Origin of the sequence: Phaeodactylibacter xiamenensis (genome assembly GCF_000759025.1) — a bacterium.
Taxonomy (GTDB): domain Bacteria; phylum Bacteroidota; class Bacteroidia; order Chitinophagales; family Saprospiraceae; genus Phaeodactylibacter; species Phaeodactylibacter xiamenensis.
The window spans coordinates 15,311-31,528 of the sequence record NZ_JPOS01000094.1; the positions used below are offsets into that span (position 1 = coordinate 15,311).

A 16,218-nucleotide genomic window follows, 5' to 3' on the forward strand; every position below is an offset into this window, starting at 1 on the left:
TATTAAGGATTCTTGAGGGTTGATTGAACTAACTGCTGCTAATATAAACAAGCAGCAATAAATACCAGCATACCTATACCGGAATTGAGACAAACGATCTAATTCCAGGTCCCACCCTGTCAATTAGCACCATAAACCTGGCAATACCGGACTTTTTTTAGACTCTTGTAGCTTTAGACACAAGTTGAGATACTTAAATTTTTTAAGAAAGATACAGCCAGCCAGCCGCCCGGCAAACCAACCACCGACCAAAGCATAATCAGGTAGTATTCCGGATTAAGGCCCTGCACATACATACTCAATCCCATCGCCATAAGGGCCAAGCCGAAGTTGGGACTGCAACGATGAAAGTCGCTATTACGTCCCTTTCAGTCTATTCAACCTTCCTTTAACCGCGCCCTTCTTTGTACATTGCATTTCCTAAACAATACCAATGCTGTTATGAAGTCTCTGCCCTTTACCTTAATGCTACTACCACTCTACATGCTGGCCCAACAGCCCTCCCCAAAGCCTCCCGTTCGCGTAGGCGTTGCCGGCCTGGTCCATACCCACGTACATTGGATACTCGGGAGGGCAGAACGCGGGGATATTGAAATCGTCGGTATCGCTGAGCCCAACCGGGAGCTGGCAGAGCGCTATGCCAAACAGCACGGTTTCTCTATGGACCTGGTCTACCCGGATCTCGAAAGCATGCTGGAAGCGACAAAACCTGAAGCCGTTACCGCTTTCAATACCATCTACGGGCATTTGGAGGTGGTGGAAGCCTGCGCGCCAAGAGGCATTCACGTTATGGTGGAAAAGCCGCTGGCCGTGAATCTGGAGCATGCGCGGAAGATGGAATCCCTGGCACAGGAACATAATATTTTGCTGCTGACCAATTATGAAACCACCTGGTATGGCTCCAATCATAAAGTCAAGTCGCTCGCGGATGAAGGCGTTCTGGGCCCAATCCGTAAAATGGTGATCCACGACGGGCATGAAGGGCCGATTGAGATTGGCTGCAACCCGGAGTTCACCGACTGGCTCTGCGACCCGAAGTGGAACGGCGGTGGTGCCATTATAGATTTTGGCTGCTACGGTGCCAATTTATCAACCTGGCTGATGAAAGGAGAACGCCCAACGTCCGTTTTTGCGGTCACCCAGCAAATCAAGCCCCACCTGTACCCCAAAGTGGACGACGAAGCGACCATTGTGCTCACCTACCCCGAAGCCCAGGCCATCATTCAAGCTTCCTGGAACTGGCCCTACAGCCGTAAAGACATGGAAGTCTACGGGAAATCCGGTGCCGCCTTTGCACTCGATGCCACCCGTTTGAAAGTCCGGCTACCGGAAAGCGCCACCTTTGAGCCCCAAACGGCAACAGCCCGGCCGGCGCCCTATGATGACCCTTTTGCACTTCTAGCAGCCCTGGTTCGGAAAACCATACCTTATGACGAAATGAGCTTGTCTTCTCTGGAAAATAATATGATCGTCGTAGAAATTTTGCAGGCGGCTGTGCAATCCGCTGAAACGGGCGAACGGGTGCACCTGCCGTTGGATTGACAGACACAACTTAAAAAAATCGTGTCATTTTTACTTATTTTTAACTTTTATGTTTATTTTAGTAGGGCATTTATCTCTGTATCATGCCCCAAGATTTTCAAATACATCAACCGGACGACCGCTTTTTCAAGTCAGCTATGAGTGACCCGGAGGTTGCCAGAAGCTACCTGCAATATTTTTATCCAAAGATCGCAGCCATTGCGGACCTCAGCACGCTGCAACAGCAAAATGCACAGGCACTGCGCCCTAACCTGAAGCTGTTTAGCGCTGATGTTGTCTTCCGATGCCGGCTGAAAGGTGAACAGGAGCAGCATTTTCATTTTTGCCTTCTTTTCGAGCATAAATCAGAGCCAGATGAGTATGTGGCAGTGCAAATCGGGCTTTATATTTTCCTGCTCCTGCGCGAGCAAGCGAAGGCTAAAAACCAGCCATTGGAGCCCGTGTTGCCCTTGCTGTTTTACAATGGGAAGGCGGCTTGGCAGCCAAAGACCGTGCATGAGCTCTTTAAATCCCACCCCGCCTATGAAGTGCTACAGCCCTATATGCCAGATTTCCGTTTCCTAATCGAAGATGCGCACCGCCTGCCACCGGAGGAGCTGCTGAAGCTGGGGCTCAGCTACTTCCGCTCCACGATGCTATCGATGGCGCTGCGGCATAAGCAAGACTTGATCTTTGAACATATTGAGGTTATCTTTGAAGGAGCAAAAAACAGCGATCAGGTATTATCCGTTATTACATATATCCTAGGCGTGGCAGAGCGATCACCCAGACAATTTCTGAAGCAATTGGAAAATACCGAATTCAAGACAAAACCGAATGTGATGAGCACATTAGAGCAATTACTGGAAATGGGCCGAAAAGAAGGTCTGGAAAAGGGCTTGGAAAAGGGCCTGGACAAAGGCATTTACAAAAATCGCGTTTTCAATCTGCTCAAGGCGGCGATCCGTTTTCCAAAATTGAGCAAGGAAGAGCTATCCGATTTCACAGAGCTGGACCTGCCAGTCGTCACCACTTTCCTGTCTGTTAAAACGCAGAAAGATACCACTGCCCTGAAAAAGCATATCCTGGAGGACTTACTCACCGATATTCCTGTGAGCAGCGTAGAAGAAGAGAAACTAACGAAGCTCATCGAACAGCTGTTGTAAGGAATTACCTTCATGCTGAACTCAGGGGCATAACTACAGAACCCCCAAACGCCCAACATACCCCGCTACATCCCGCGCCCAAACCTGATAAGTCAGTGCCGAAGGGTGCACCCCATCGCTGAAGTAGTCAGCAGGAGGCGCACTGACACCCCGCCAGTCCTCCAGGGTGATTACCCGGGCATAGTAAAAAACATTGGGCATCGGTTCCGTAACATGATCCAAAGACCGCCCCAGTAGTTCGACATGACTGCCAACAACGCGTTTGATAAGCGGGGTAAAAGCCGGAAAGCTCTTAATTGGAGGCATATTGGTAAACACGATGGGCGTTTCGGGAAAGCGTTCACGTAAGGCAGCAATCAGGTCGCGAATACTGCGTCGCCAACGCCAGGGCGGGTTGAGGTGAAAAGCATCATTACCACCCAGCCCAATGACGATGAGGTCAATATCGGTTTCGGCTATTTGCGGGATCAGCTTTTCCGTCACCCGCTTAGCAGTATACCCACTCCTGGCATAAACCTTCCACACAACCGGCTTCCCCAACTGATCGGCCAAAGCACGGGCTAATGTGCCACTGAAGCCTTCCTCGTGGGTTTCCACTCCAATACCGGCAATCGTGCTCTCCCCAATAGTGATTAACCGCAGTACCTGTCCTTTACCGGTACCGATGTAACCTGAAGCGCCTTTTGCAGGAGGCAACTTTGGCACCGATGCCCGAATGCGTTTCCCCTGTATAGCCATCAATGGCAACAATGGAGCAACCAGTAAACCAAATAAAATGTACTTTATGTCCTCCATTTTTCCGGGGAAGATACAGCATATTGGCTACTTCGCACGTTATACCTCTACGCAAATCGCTTACAATATGAAACCCCGATTGACGCTCCTTTTGATCTTCTGCACCTTCGCTCAGGTTCTAAGTGCGCAAGACCAGCCTGCCCCTAAAAAGTGGGGAGTCCATATCACCCCAACCAGCCTGGTCAATTATTATCCACGGTTTAGAGTGGGGACGCAATATATGAGCGAACGGTATAGCTATCTACTTGATGTTTCCTACGCCAACTTTCCTTCTTTTTGGGGTGGTTCCAATTATCGAAAAGGGTTTTCCTACCTTGCAATCCGTCCGGAAATACGCCGTTTTATTACCTCCCGCCCGGAGATAAACAGCGGTGGGCTTTATACTTCCGATTACTGGGGGCTTGAACTGGCCCTTAGCCACTTCCCATTGCGTATTGAAGGCGATGCCTATGAAGCTACCGATGGTGAGCAGTACAGCTTTGACGAGGCCACCCGCCTCAGAAGGCAACTGGCTGTGCATTTAAAATATGGTACACAACGCATTTATAGTAAGGTGCATATTGACCTGTTTGTTGGTGTGGGCCTAAGACTGCAGCACCTTCAGTATCAGGATGTTTCCGGACAGATACTTCGGTTCGACAACCCGGCTGAGGAGTGGCTGATCAGTATTGAGTCAAAGCGGGAAGGCTGGAGCCTACGCCCTTCTCTAACCCTGGGGCTCCGGCTGGGAATTGGTGTGGGGCAGTAACCTAATTATCCCTATAAGGCATGGAGTACTTTTGATTCCTTCGTTGATAGCTATTCCCCCATTTCCGGAGTGAATACAGGAACCCGCTCTGCATGCTGTGTTTTATAAAACTCCACTTTGGCCACCTGCTGTGGCCGGACCGATCCATCTTCCCGCTGGAATTGGAAGGATAGCTCAAGGTAATGCAGCCCTTTTTCTAAATGACTAATGTCAAGGTACGTTTGCAAGCCTACCTGAAGTGGCTCCTGCTTTCGTGTAAACAGATAGTCGGCTTCTACAGGCACACCATCTAGCTGCAGGGTGTAAAAACGCGAGAGGCAATCCATCACCAGGGTGTCCTGATCTACGGAATCCTGCCGGGCACTGTAGTTGCATAAAGGTTTGATGTACCGGTCTTCGTAGCTCGACTTGTGGACCACGAACACGCTTAGGACATTGCTCTCGATCACATCAGAAGGAATCTGTATAAGTCCTGAGGGCTTGTCGCCCGCCCAATTCGCATAGTGGCCCGGATACATCAGCTGCTCTGCAGTATCCGGGAGGCGCAAGGTAAGCGCATCAGCCGGATTGTTTTTCAATCGGAACCCACTGTACAGCAATACCGTAACACTCATAAAAATCAGAATAGCCAGTACCGACTTCCATTTTGCGTGGTTACTGACAAGTCCGTAGTAGATTTTCCGGTACAAAGGAGAGAGTGTCAGCCAGCTCATGACCCGGTAGATAGGCATATAAAACTTTGAGAAATAAGGAATACGCTTCAACAGCCCCAGGGTTAAAAAATCAAGTACGTAAATCCCCCCAATGATGCCGAGTATAGGGTCTAGCGTAGTTAGCTGCTCTGCCCGATCCGGGAAAAAGTACAACCAAGCTGCGAGTAGAGCCACTACTACACCGAGAAAAAAACATCCTCCAAGGAGCAGCATAAACAGCAAAAAACTGACTGCAAAAGTGGTACTGCAAATCTCTTCCAGACGAACTATATTTCGGGTATACTGTGCATCTTTGAAAATCAAACGATTGAAAGATTCGCCCATTTTCAGTCTGGAAACATCCACGCCATTTTTGTACACATAGCTCAACCCCACCAGAGCCACCCAGATACTGCGCAGTAGCAGGTGTACCATAAAACCTCCGATAAGCCATACGTTGGCGACCTTGAGCACGGCAATTATGCTCTCATCGGCCGTACCACTGGAAAAAACCTCAAAAGAAAAATGGCTAAGAAAGTGTTGCAGTTGCTCCAGCAATGCCGGCAACTGGAAAAGCCCATACAGCACAATACCGGAAACCAGGATTTCCGGTTCCCAGCTTTGCTCCTGTACACGAAGGAGCCAGGCAGGTGTTTCCTGTTCCGTACTATTCTTGGAAGGCTCGTTTTGATGCGCCAAAGGTTAAGCTTTTAGATTCAGGCTTTAATTTTACGAAAAATCTGCGATATGAAAAACCTGATGCAAACTGCGCTCACCCCGTCCGTAAATATTATAGGCTAATTCAAAAATACTGCCCCAGCCCCAGCACAAACCCTCCCACCCCGGTGCCCAGCAGGGAGTGCCCGTAGTCTGCGGAAAAGACAGTGTTATAAAACTGCTTTAGGATGAACCGCCCTCCTACCCCACCGTGCAGCCGTATGATTTCCGGGTCGGCAAAATCACTAAAAGTACCACCGGGCAGGCGCCAGCTTCCGGCATCCACAAAGCCCACTGCCTGCAGACCGATTTGCCTGTTTTCCAGAAGGGTATACCGGTACTCTGTGTTAAGGGTCAGCATGCCGGTGCCCCGGTCAATACGGTCGCCAACGCCGCGTATGGAGATGTGGTTGTCCAGTGCGAAAGGGGCAAAGGGCGTATTGACGTTGGTGCTCAGCCCCCAGATGAAGCGCAGGGCCCAATTCCCACGCTTTCCAGTGCGCCGGTAGTACTTCCAGGCTTGCCGGATGATGTAGAACGGCTCGGAGCCCAGTTCATCAAGCACCACTTGCGAGTAGGTATCCACCGACAGGCCTGACCAGTAGAAATAGTGGGGCACGGCTCCCCGGTAGAAGTGGTTGGCCCGGATACCGAGTTTTCCGATGTCCAATTCGCGTGGGAAAAGCGGGCGGTCTTCCTCCGCTACCGTACCCAACCGATAACCTTCCTGAAAAAGGCTGATGCCCACCTGATACTCCTGCCGCCGGGTAGGCGTAAAAAAGGCAGTCGCATTCAGGCTGGAGTTAGAATAGTCGTACCAGGCCGTAGCGGGCCCTTTATAAAGCGGCTCATAGGAATTCCAAAGCGTGTAGGAAACTTCCGCCCCCAACTTCCCCACCAAAAACGGGTGCCGGTAGAACAGCCCAAGGCTATGCCGAAGGTTGTACTGATAGTAAGCCCCCACACTAATGCCCCGCCCCAGGAAATTGAACTCAGAAAGCCCGCCAATGACCGTGGTGATGTCATTGGAAGACCACAACCCTGCGTAAGGCAGCACCGTTTTGGCTTCATCGGTCTCCCAACGCAGGTGAAGCCCGCTGTCCGTGGTATCCAGGTGGTAGGCCACAGCGTTGAAAGCCGGTTGCAATACCAGCCATCGCCGCATTTCCTCCAGGGCTTCCCAGGTGACCGTATCTCCGGGCGAGGCCCCGGCAATGCCGTAGAAAAACCCGGGATGGGTACGCTTTAGCCCTTCTGTTTCCACGGATTGCAAAACCATGCCTTGCGCACGCAGGGCAGGCAGGCTCAACAGGAATAATGAAAGAGAAAAAATCAGCCGCATCATAAATTTACATAACGGAAGCCGATATTATAGGTTGCGCCCAGGCCCGAGCTATTTCCAAACAGGAACTGTGCATGCGAAATCTCCAGATTCAGGGCATCCGTGAGCTGATACTTCGCGCCCGCCCCGACCAGCGTAAAGTGCTGACTGAAGTTGTTGCCCAGGTCAATTCGCCGGGCATGCTGCGCATTGACATAAAAGGTAAGGTTGGAACTGGGAAAATAGCTCAAAAATACAGATACAGGCATAAAGCCACTGTCATTGGCATAACTCTCTTCATCCGGCCCGAACAGGTAGTCAAAACTTAGCTCCGTAAACAACTGCCAGTCCCCATTCGCAAAGGAGTGGTCGTAGTAGACTTTGTTAGCCCAAATGGTACTGCGTTCTGCAAAAAACACCCCATTAACAGACTCCTCCTCAAACACCGGCAGCATCAGAGAGGACTGAAAGGACAGGCGCGGCAGGCTCCTAAAGGGCGTGAACCGCACAGAGGGAGCAACATAGGACACTCCGCTTCTCGCAAACTCCTCATTATTGGCGTACCGCAGCGCATCAAGGGCCGGGTGCTCCATTTCTGCGGAAGAGATGAGGGAGGACCGGAAATTGACAATCACACCAGCATTGACCCGCGCATTGGGCGACACTCCCACGAAGCCCTCCAGGATATTGGTCAGGAAGGTGGCACGGGGGCGGTCACTCACCTCCCCATTCTCATTAGCGCCGCGGGTTTCCGTGTATAAATTATTGAAAAGCTTGGCTTCCCAGCTCCCCTTCGGCAAAAGGCGGGAAGGGGTATAGGTTTGTATGATGGACTGTCCCTGCTCAGGTTGGGCAAAGGCCACATACACCACAAACAGCAACAATACCGGGGTAAGGAAATACTTCATGGTTCTATCGTTTTGATCTGTGCCTTTAACGTCGAAGCCTCATTTTTAGCTTTCATAAAATGGGCCCGACGTCCGGGCTGCGACACCTGTAACGTGCTACACCGTAGCAGATTTCTCTGCATAAGCCTTGACCTTAGCCCAATCCTCCGCAAAAAAGTCGCGCACCTTTTCCAGTTCCTCCGGTGGGATGAGCGGGGCAGGGTCAACAAAGCGTTTAGGCAAGAGCTTGGAGGGGTAGAGCACTGCATAGCTGGCCAGCATCTGCCCGCGGCGGTGCAGCCATCCACTGAGGGATCTTGAGTTGGTAGGAGTCAGCTCTTCTCCAAAAATGTATTTGCCCATTTTCCGCATGACTTTCAGTTCCTTCTCCTTGTAGGAAGTATGCACCTTGGCGAGCGAAACGTCTTTGGGATCGTAGGCGGCGTCTGCGTATGCGGCAATTTTATCAAAAAACGCCCAGGGATCGGACCGCAGCTCTTCGTAAAACAGCACCAGTGGCTTATGGGTAAAGTGCTTTTCGAGCTGCTCAATGTGGTTGTAAAAAATAAAATCACTGACCTTCCACAAGCCCGTGTCCCCTTCCACATCCAGGAAACCGGTAAAGGGCAGGTGCCCGCCATTCTTCACATAACGCCGGTACTGAGAAGCCGCCCAGCCATCGTGCCGCCGGAAAATAATGATGGGCTTCACCTCCGGATAGTAGGATGCAAACCAGCTGACCTCCCGCTCCAGTTGCTGATCAAACTCCCGGGAGACGAAGTACCGCCCGTACTTCCCCTTTTTGATGATGTCCGGCACCTGCCGGTAACGGTTGGTGGGGATATAGTGGATTTTTTGCAGCTTCGGGAAAAAGCGGTGCTGCAAATAAGTGGAGGCGACCTTGCCCAGGCCAACGTGGAAAACGATCTCAGGTACTGCCATAACTCGATTGAATATAGCGCAAAAGTACAGGAAAAATTGGCAACTGGTAAATGGCGCTTTTCTATAACTGAACGATGCAGAGCCGTTGCCCCGTCAGAGGCAAAATATTGGTAACCCAAAAGCAATGGACTAGATTCCGCGCCGTTAAGTGCGAAATGTAAGCTGCCGACCTCGTTAAGACGATACGCCTTCGTAACTTCCACTTGCGGATCGGGCTTGGCTTAAAGCCTTTGTAAAGAGACACATTCCGCACCTACAGCGCAGGGAGGGACGTTAGCAGATTGAAGATTACCCACGTACAGCCCCTAAAAGGCCTTTACACCGCTCTAACAGGGAAAAGGATCGAACAAGAATCACGCTACTAAATTTATCTGTAAACGACTGATTATTAAAGGCCAGACACGGAAGAACCCCTAAGCGTAAAAAACATTAAATCATTCGGTGTGACCAGAAAAATATTTTTACCCTTAAAAACCTACTCCACCTAAAGCTCCATTAAAAGGCGCTTAAACGCCCTCCTTAATCTTAATCTCACATTTTGATTAACGGCACCACCTTAGCCCCATCGGCACTCCGGGCATACAGAAAATACGGCCCTTTCGGCAAGTGCGCAGCGGGGATTTGCAAGGCCCTCACGCTCATCTGCTGCGCCATGACTTTGCGCCCGGTCGCATCAAATAGCGCAATCTGGATATCAGGGGTGCCTTCCTGCTCCGTACTCAACTGAATGAAATCCTGAAACGGGTTTTGCAGGACCTCAATACTAAAGCCCCTGGCCTCCGGATGAGAACTGGAGGAAGGAAAGTCCGGGTACGCGCCAGCTATGCCTTCAATATCGGCATTATACTTCATGATCAGGGCATATTTGCCCACGACAAACCCGGTCGAATCGTTTTGAAAATCAACATCAAACAAGGGAATGCCCGGAGTAGGTAAGACCTCCCAGCTCACGCCCTGATCTGTAGTGCTCAAAATAGTGCCTTCAGGCCCGGAGTTACCTGTAAATACCAGGTGCGCACAGGTTGAAAAAGCCCGGTCCGGGGAAATAAAATTCAAATCCGTCACATCACCATAATTTCCGCCCTGCAGGTCCCAACTTATGCCCTGATCTGTAGTCTTGAACAACTGCCCGTTGTCCAGATGGAGGTATCCCGTTTGGGTGTCGGTAAAATCCAAGCCGGGTGCAAACAGAAAATCAGCCCCCAGGTCGGTACCTGCCACCCAGGATGTCCCCTGATCCGTAGTTCTCAAAATGAAGCGGTCCAAACCTCCGGGGATGTCCTCCGCATATCCATAACCTGCTGCCAGCCCCACCTGCTGATCCGCAAAGTGTAAACTGCTGATTTCTCCTGTTTCGTAGCCCGCCCCTTCCAAGGACCATGCCGTTTGCCAGGATTGCCCCTGATCTGTGGACTGGTAAATCCCAGCATAGCCCGCGACCAGGACTACAGCGTCGCCAACGGCGGCTATGGCATGAAACGCTTCGGCTTCATCGGAGTACACCAAAGACCACGACTGCCCAAGGTCTGTGGACCTTACCATCTGCTTCCTTCCCACAGCAAGGAGCACCGAATCCCCAAGCCGCTCAATATCCAGGAAATCCATATCCAGACCGGTGTCAAATCCCTCCCAGGACTCCCCGGCATCATAAGACCGGAAGCAAGCAGATGCGTCTCCCATAGCAAAGAGCGTGGAGTCATTGATGGCTTTAATGACGTGGAGGCTGCCCGGGAAGTTGGTATCCACGTATTTGACTTCCCATTGGCTGTGGGCGTGGGTGCAGAAGAAGGCAACGTACAGGATGATTAGAAAAGCGCTTTTCATACTTGACGATTTGGGGCAACAGTTTGCCTGGGGTGAAAGAAGAATCAAAAGGTTGGTGTAATTTAATTCCTGTTCACCTAAAAATCCAGTTGTTTGGGATGAGTTGTCATCGGTATTACAATTACCTCTGTCAATCTGATTAAACCGCTATCCTGGAATCCGGCAGGTTTTCCCTGAAAAGCTGGGGCAGAGCTCTTTGCATCGCCCTGGATTAAACTCTACACCAGCTGGGCTTTGAAGCGCTCGGGCAGCGCACTATGGAAGCACCTTGCTTAGCAAATTGCATTTGTCAGACCAGAGCACGCCCGGCGAAGGAATTGTAGCGGGGTACGTTCTCACCGGGTGCACTAATCTTGGGCGTTGAGGAGGCATTCACCCGGTGCGCTTTGCTCGGGCGAGTACCCCCGGCGAAGGGTCCGACTACGTTTAAACTACGTCGGACGGAGAGTGCGCCGGGGGATACTTCACCGCACCGCCACCCGCTCCGCCGCCAAAACCTGACCGTCCGCTATATAGCGCAGCACGTAGGCACCGGCAGGCAGGCCCTGCACCGGCAGTATGCTGGTCACCTCATCGATGCGGCCGGCGGGGTGCGACTGCAAGATGCACCCCTGCAGGTCCAGCAATTGCAGGGCAGCGCCCCGGCGGCGGGCAATGCCCGCATCCCGCAGCAGCACATAGAGGTACTCCTGCGCCGGGTTGGGATAGAGGTGGAGCGACAGGGCCGGGGCAGCAGCCTCCTCCTCCGTATTGACCAGGTGGCAGCCGGGCACAAGGCAGCCTTCTTCATCCACCCGCAGCAGCCAGCCGCGTTGCGATGGACCGCTGGGCTCATAACTATAACGCGTTTGCCCGCCCATGACGTAGCCGCCGCCGGGCATTTCTTTTAATTCAAATATTTCGTGTGTTTCTCCATCCACTCCTTCCTCAAAGAAACGGTAGTGGCGACTCCAAAAGCTATCGCCCTCTGGAGAAACCTTAACCAACCACCCGTCTGAATCGGCATCAGGGGGCTGAAATGAAATTACACGGTGGATATTCCCTGCAGCCAGGTACCCAGTCCCATCTGAAGCTTTAATGATTTTCGTGAGGCTGCTACCGAACATAGTTGGAAAAGGCTCATGAAACTCCACTTCCCACTCCAACTGATGCTGCGGATTGAGCTTGTAGATGTAGGCCGGGCTCCAGTTGATCGCCCCCGAAACCGCATTCACAGAAAACTCTTCGCCTTTAAAGCCAGCGGCAATGACGCTGCCATCCGGCTCCGCGTATATTGAAACGCCTTTGCTCAGCAGTTGGTCTATGGGGCTGAGGTAGCTCCATTGGACGTTGCCGAGGGTGTCGATGGCGTAGATACGGTGTTGGTAAATATAATTTTTTCTGACTTTATTGAAATTTGCACGCAGCCCTCCAATAATAAAGATACTATCTATAGCGCTGGCTGAAACTGGAGCATCCCAATAATCAAAAGCGCCAAAGTTTTTTCGCCATAAAAGCTCCCCATCTGCAGTAAATAGCTGAAGTACGGATTCCGTGTTGTTGACCCCCTGAGGGTTCCGGTCACGGGTAGGCAGCAATATTTTGTTGTCGATTCCAATAACTGGCTCATAGTTTGTTTGAAATGTATTTTCATGAAGCGGAAAAAAATGAAGGAGTTCATTGGTATTCACAATCGATCCTGCTGAATCCAAAAAAATCAATGCCACCCTAAAGCTCGTATCTCTTATCATTGCACTCGTGAGAAACCTTTCTCCGATAGACTTTAAGCCACCTCTCCAGTTTTCAATAACCTGCCCTTCCGGATGGGCAAAAGCTGTATGTTCGACTTCCCCATTCAGGTCCAGCTTAGCAAAAAATAAGCCTGAAGGATAAAAGGGCGGTATAGTATCAGCGGCCAGCCCGGTGATGTAAATGCAGCTGTCTGTAGGGTAGACCCCGTTGATAATGGCCGCAGCATAACCAAAGTAATATCGCTTGTTAAAAGTCTCCTCCTGTGCTGACAGCAAGGAAGCGCTGCTGAGCAGGAATAGAAATAGCAAAAATCTGAGGTGCATGAGAAGCCAGTTGTTATCTTGAGAATAGCCCTGCCTGCCTGAGACAGGCAAGCAGGGCATTAATACTTTGGTTGCTCAACCTACCGTAAGATAACCAATTTTTGGGTCGCTAAACGACGGTTGGGCAGATGGAGCGTATAAAAGTACAGCCCGGCGGGGTAAGGCCGGCTGTCCCAGGAGGCCGTCGCCTGTCCCTCCACGATGGGCAGCACGGCTATAGTCTGCCCGTTTACGTCTTGTATGCTAAGCTCTGCCTGTTCTGTGCCTTCCGGCAAAGTACACCGGAAGGTGACCGACTGCCGGGCCGGGTTGGGGAATGCCTGTACCTGAGCCGTCACTTTAGGCGCTTTTCTGGTTTCGGGACGGTTGCTGCCCGGTTTGGATAGGGCTTGTAGACCAGTAGGGAGAATGGGCTCGTGGTATTGCCCCGCCCCGTAAAAGGCATTCAGGATGTTCTGGGCGCGGACTCCTGCACCGGTGCTCCCGTAGTAAGCGATGTCTTCCAGGGCTTTGAGCTCTGCTTCGCCCAGTTCATGCCACCCTTTGCCCTGACTGATACGGGCAATATCCACTTCCCTGAGGGTTTTCATCCGTTTCTATTCCTCAAAACGGTCCAGCACCCACATTTCTCCTTCCCAGCCTTCGAAGCCTACGACACCCAGCTCTATCGTGTAGTATAGCCGGGAGAAAGAGGTGACATTCTCCGAATCGATCACCCAATTAGTGTAAACGTCTGTAAAAGTCTTGCCCAGAATATCGGCTGATGGCAATAAATCACATATTGATGGCGACTTGTCGGCTGATATGGATATAGCACCGGAAAAGCCGCCATTCACTGTTGTCAATATTTCACTCAAAACAAATTGATGTGCCCCTCCTTCCGTATAGTTTGCTGATGCAATGGTTTTCAATTGGTAGGTCCGGTCACTTTCGTCCAAATACCAGATGGCGATGTGCTCTGATTCGTAAGTACGGTTGCCGTATGCCTTTTCCTTTTCTTCTTCCAGCAAGTGAATCTGAAGCTTTTTTTCTTCTCCACCGGCATCGTGGATTCAAGTAATAAATGCAACATCAAGCTGTTGGTCTAAAGTCTGAGCCAACATTTCATTAGGCGATAAAAAGCCAAACCGCTTTCTGGGCCTGTTATTTAAAGTCTGTACGACTTGCTGAATTTGTGCTTTGTCAATGGTCCTAAAGTCCATGTCTTTAGGGAAATACTGCCGGACGAGCCCATTGAGGTTTTCATTAGCTCCGCGTTGCCAGCTGTGATAAGGCAGCGCGAAATAGAAGTCGATAGTCAGCTTTTCGGCGATATTCTGGTGTCGGGCAAACTCCTTTCCGTTGTCCGAAGTCATTGTGTGGATTAAAGGTATCCAATCCCGCAGTAATTCCACAGTTTTATCTTCAATTCGTTCGGCCTCTTTAGACTCGACCTTGTCCATGAACAGCATACCAGTAGCCCTGTCGTTAATGGTCAACAGGGCTTGTTTGTGCCCTTTACCGACTACCAGGTCAATCTCCAAGTCGCCAAAGCGCTCTTTGCGCTCAACGACCTCAGGGCGGTGCTTAATGCCAACCCTGCCTGGGATTTGCCCTCTGCGCCCCTTTGCCTGCCCGCGTTTAGCATATCTCTTGCCCTTGGTGCGCAGGTACTGGTGCAGTTTGCCGCCCTTGCGCTTGTCTTCCCAGATGTACTGATAGATACGCTCTGTGCTGACCATTTCACGGCTATCTTTGGCGGCTCTCCCGCTTATCTGTTCCGGACTGTAATCCATAGTCAGGTAGTACAATACATTGGCTTCTACCTCAGCATTAAACCGCCTCTTTTTGGGTTTGAGCTTATGCCGGTTTTGAGCTTTACGGTGCGCCAGGCCAGCTTTGTATTGCCCGTTTCGTCCATCCGAGTTACGCTTAATTTCACAGCTCACAACGGATTTGTCCTTACCGATGAATTGTGCAATCTGCCCCCGGGATTTGCCGGCTTCCAGCCAAGCCTCTATTTTGTATCTTTGCTCAAGCGTTAATTGTGCCATCTTATTTTGAGTGTTGCAACCCAAAGATAGGATGACTTTTTTCGCCCGGGGCTGTCTTAAAAGCCCCTACTGCGCAGGATTTTAATACCAGCCAATGATTTGTATCTTGAGGGAAAGATAATACACCTTCAGATGAGTAACAAGCCATCAGGCCGTGGCGTAGTATTCAAGCCATATGTCCAGGATCAAGGGTGGTTGTTTCCGCCTACTATAGGGGAGCTGATACCTGCACAGCATAAAGTGCGGTTGATTAACGAGGCTATAGACGGTATGGACTTGGACAAGGTACTGTCTACCTACAAGGGAGGGGGTACGAGTTCGTACCCCCCCAAGATGTTGTTAAAGATATTGGTTTATGGTTATGTAGAAAAGGTCTATTCTTCCCGCATGCTTGAAAAAGCCTGCCACGAGAATATCTGCTTCATGTGGTTAAGCGGGAACCAGCACCCAGGCCACAACACGATCAACAGTTTCCGCAAGCACCGTTTGAGCAATACGGTCAAGGACGTATTTGCCCAGGTGCTGCTGTTGCTGGTAGAGCAGGGCTACGTCCAGCTCAAGGACTATTATGTCGACGGCACGAAAATGGAATCGGTGGCCAACCGCTATAGTTTTGTCTGGGCTAAGAACGTAGCCCGTTACAAAGCCTCTGTTTTGGAGAAGGTGGCCCAGATACTGGCGCACATAGATGAGCTGTCCAGCCAAGAGGACAGCCCCCCGCCTGACCCTGGCGGGCCAGGCACAAAGACGGATGTGCTGGCAGAAGGGGAGCAGCCACTTAGCGACAGCAAGGCAGTCCGCGAGGCCATCAGCCGTATCAACAGCCGCTTGGACAGTGAAATGCCCGGGGGTGAAGACACCAAGCCGTCCAAGTCGCAAGCCAAGCAAAAGCGCCTGGCCGGCAAACTGCCAAAAGACCATCTGCCCAAGCTGGAAGGTTACGAAGAGCAAGAGCGGCTGTTGGGCGGGCGTTCCTCGTATTCAAAGACGGATGTCGATGCTACTTTCATGAGGACAAAGGACGACCACTTGGGCAATGGGCAACTGCGGCCTTGTTACAATCTTCAGGTCGGTACCGAACAGCAGTTTATCGTCAACTATACGGTGCACCAGACGGCTTCTGACATAAGCTGTTTTGTAGCCCATATGGATGACACCCTGGGGGTACTAGACAATGCCGGGTTGAAATTGCCGGATAATGTTTGTGCTGACGCAGGCTATGGCAGCGAGCAAAACTACGAGTATCTGGAAGAGAAAGGTATAGAAGCCTATGTCAAATACCCAGGTTACCATAAAGAGCAAAAGGGCAAGCATAAGCATGCGTTCCCCCAGCAGGCGCTGCACTATAATGAAGAGGGGGACTACTTTGTTTGCCCTATGGGCCAGCACATGCATCAAGTGGGCCAGACGAAAGAAAAAACAAAAACGGGATATATAAGAACCATCCATATATATGAGGCCCAAAATTGTGAGGGCTGCCCCTTACGTGGCCAATGCTTCAAAGCCAAAGCTCAGAAC

Annotated in this window: 14 protein-coding genes; 4 read left to right on the plus strand and 10 right to left on the minus strand. The window is 51.0% G+C overall.

The features are described from left to right. The first annotated feature begins 441 nt into the window (after positions 1–441). Entirely contained in the window at positions 442–1,542 is a 1,101-nt protein-coding gene (locus IX84_RS28765; RefSeq protein ID WP_044229614.1) for a Gfo/Idh/MocA family protein, read from the plus strand. A gap of 83 nt (positions 1,543–1,625) precedes the next feature. Further along, positions 1,626–2,687, plus strand: coding sequence for an Rpn family recombination-promoting nuclease/putative transposase (locus IX84_RS28770; RefSeq protein ID WP_081969010.1), 1,062 nt, complete (start codon positions 1,626–1,628; stop codon positions 2,685–2,687). A gap of 33 nt (positions 2,688–2,720) precedes the next feature. On the opposite strand, the gene IX84_RS28775 is transcribed toward IX84_RS28770, so the two are convergent. Continuing rightward, positions 2,721–3,482: an SGNH/GDSL hydrolase family protein gene (locus IX84_RS28775; protein ID WP_044229618.1), complete on the minus strand. Its 762-nt coding sequence runs from the start codon at positions 3,480–3,482 to the stop codon at positions 2,721–2,723. Here IX84_RS28775 and IX84_RS28780 point away from each other — a divergent pair. Beyond that, positions 3,472–4,230, plus strand: a complete 759-nt coding sequence (locus IX84_RS28780) for a hypothetical protein (protein WP_152605289.1) — start codon at positions 3,472–3,474, stop codon at positions 4,228–4,230. The two genes, IX84_RS28775 and IX84_RS28780, sit on opposite strands and share 11 nt — an antisense overlap. Positions 4,231–4,280: 50 nt before the next feature. Here the strand turns inward: IX84_RS28780 and IX84_RS28785 are convergent, their stop codons facing one another. The 9 genes from IX84_RS28785 to IX84_RS28825 form a co-directional block, all read right to left on the minus strand. Continuing rightward, complete coding sequence (locus IX84_RS28785) at positions 4,281–5,621, minus strand: hypothetical protein (RefSeq protein WP_044229621.1); 1,341 nt, start codon at positions 5,619–5,621, stop codon at positions 4,281–4,283. Between the two features lie 103 nt (positions 5,622–5,724). Continuing rightward, positions 5,725–6,984 carry a BamA/TamA family outer membrane protein gene (locus IX84_RS28790; RefSeq protein WP_044229623.1) on the minus strand — a complete coding sequence of 420 codons (1,260 nt, stop codon included), beginning with the start codon at positions 6,982–6,984 and terminating at the stop codon, positions 5,725–5,727. After that, on the minus strand, positions 6,981–7,868 hold the full coding sequence (locus IX84_RS28795; RefSeq protein WP_044229627.1) for a hypothetical protein: 888 nt from the start codon (positions 7,866–7,868) through the stop codon (positions 6,981–6,983). Before IX84_RS28795 ends, IX84_RS28790 begins: the two co-directional genes overlap by 4 nt. Positions 7,869–7,964: 96 nt before the next feature. Next, the gene (locus IX84_RS28800; RefSeq protein ID WP_044229629.1) at positions 7,965–8,789 is read right to left on the minus strand and encodes a hypothetical protein; all 825 of its coding nucleotides are present in this window, start codon (positions 8,787–8,789) and stop codon (positions 7,965–7,967) included. A gap of 531 nt (positions 8,790–9,320) precedes the next feature. Continuing rightward, positions 9,321–10,613 (minus strand): T9SS type A sorting domain-containing protein, encoded by a 1,293-nt coding sequence (locus IX84_RS28805; RefSeq protein ID WP_044229632.1) that lies wholly within the window; start codon positions 10,611–10,613, stop codon positions 9,321–9,323. Between the two features lie 464 nt (positions 10,614–11,077). Continuing rightward, positions 11,078–12,667, minus strand: coding sequence for a hypothetical protein (locus tag IX84_RS28810; protein WP_152605290.1), 1,590 nt, complete (start codon positions 12,665–12,667; stop codon positions 11,078–11,080). A gap of 80 nt (positions 12,668–12,747) precedes the next feature. Next, positions 12,748–13,257, minus strand: coding sequence for a T9SS type A sorting domain-containing protein (locus IX84_RS28815; RefSeq protein ID WP_044229637.1), 510 nt, complete (start codon positions 13,255–13,257; stop codon positions 12,748–12,750). Positions 13,258–13,263: 6 nt separating this feature from the next. Next, positions 13,264–13,677 carry a hypothetical protein gene (locus IX84_RS28820; RefSeq protein ID WP_044229639.1) on the minus strand — a complete coding sequence of 138 codons (414 nt, stop codon included), beginning with the start codon at positions 13,675–13,677 and terminating at the stop codon, positions 13,264–13,266. Positions 13,678–13,719: 42 nt separating this feature from the next. Then, positions 13,720–14,700, minus strand: coding sequence for an IS30 family transposase (locus IX84_RS28825; RefSeq protein WP_044229642.1), 981 nt, complete (start codon positions 14,698–14,700; stop codon positions 13,720–13,722). A gap of 132 nt (positions 14,701–14,832) precedes the next feature. Between IX84_RS28825 and IX84_RS28830 the strand changes: the two genes are divergently transcribed. After that, a partial coding sequence (locus IX84_RS28830; RefSeq protein WP_044229644.1) for an IS1182 family transposase occupies positions 14,833–16,218 on the plus strand: 1,386 nt, incomplete at its 3' end.

Excerpts from the sequence above, each read along its gene's own strand:
- IX84_RS28765 (WP_044229614.1), top strand. The coding sequence starts at position 442 with ATGAAGTCTCTGCCCTTTACCTTAATGCTACTACCACTCTACATGCTG.
- IX84_RS28770 (WP_081969010.1), top strand. The coding sequence starts at position 1,626 with ATGCCCCAAGATTTTCAAATACATCAACCGGACGACCGCTTTTTCAAG.
- IX84_RS28780 (WP_152605289.1), top strand. The coding sequence starts at position 3,472 with ATGTCCTCCATTTTTCCGGGGAAGATACAGCATATTGGCTACTTCGCA.
- IX84_RS28775 (WP_044229618.1), bottom strand. The coding sequence starts at position 3,482 with ATGGAGGACATAAAGTACATTTTATTTGGTTTACTGGTTGCTCCATTG.
- IX84_RS28790 (WP_044229623.1), bottom strand. The coding sequence starts at position 6,984 with ATGATGCGGCTGATTTTTTCTCTTTCATTATTCCTGTTGAGCCTGCCT.
- IX84_RS28795 (WP_044229627.1), bottom strand. The coding sequence starts at position 7,868 with ATGAAGTATTTCCTTACCCCGGTATTGTTGCTGTTTGTGGTGTATGTG.
- IX84_RS28800 (WP_044229629.1), bottom strand. The coding sequence starts at position 8,789 with ATGGCAGTACCTGAGATCGTTTTCCACGTTGGCCTGGGCAAGGTCGCC.
- IX84_RS28805 (WP_044229632.1), bottom strand. The coding sequence starts at position 10,613 with ATGAAAAGCGCTTTTCTAATCATCCTGTACGTTGCCTTCTTCTGCACC.
- IX84_RS28810 (WP_152605290.1), bottom strand. The coding sequence starts at position 12,667 with ATGCACCTCAGATTTTTGCTATTTCTATTCCTGCTCAGCAGCGCTTCC.
- IX84_RS28815 (WP_044229637.1), bottom strand. The coding sequence starts at position 13,257 with ATGAAAACCCTCAGGGAAGTGGATATTGCCCGTATCAGTCAGGGCAAA.
- IX84_RS28825 (WP_044229642.1), bottom strand. The coding sequence starts at position 14,700 with ATGGCACAATTAACGCTTGAGCAAAGATACAAAATAGAGGCTTGGCTG.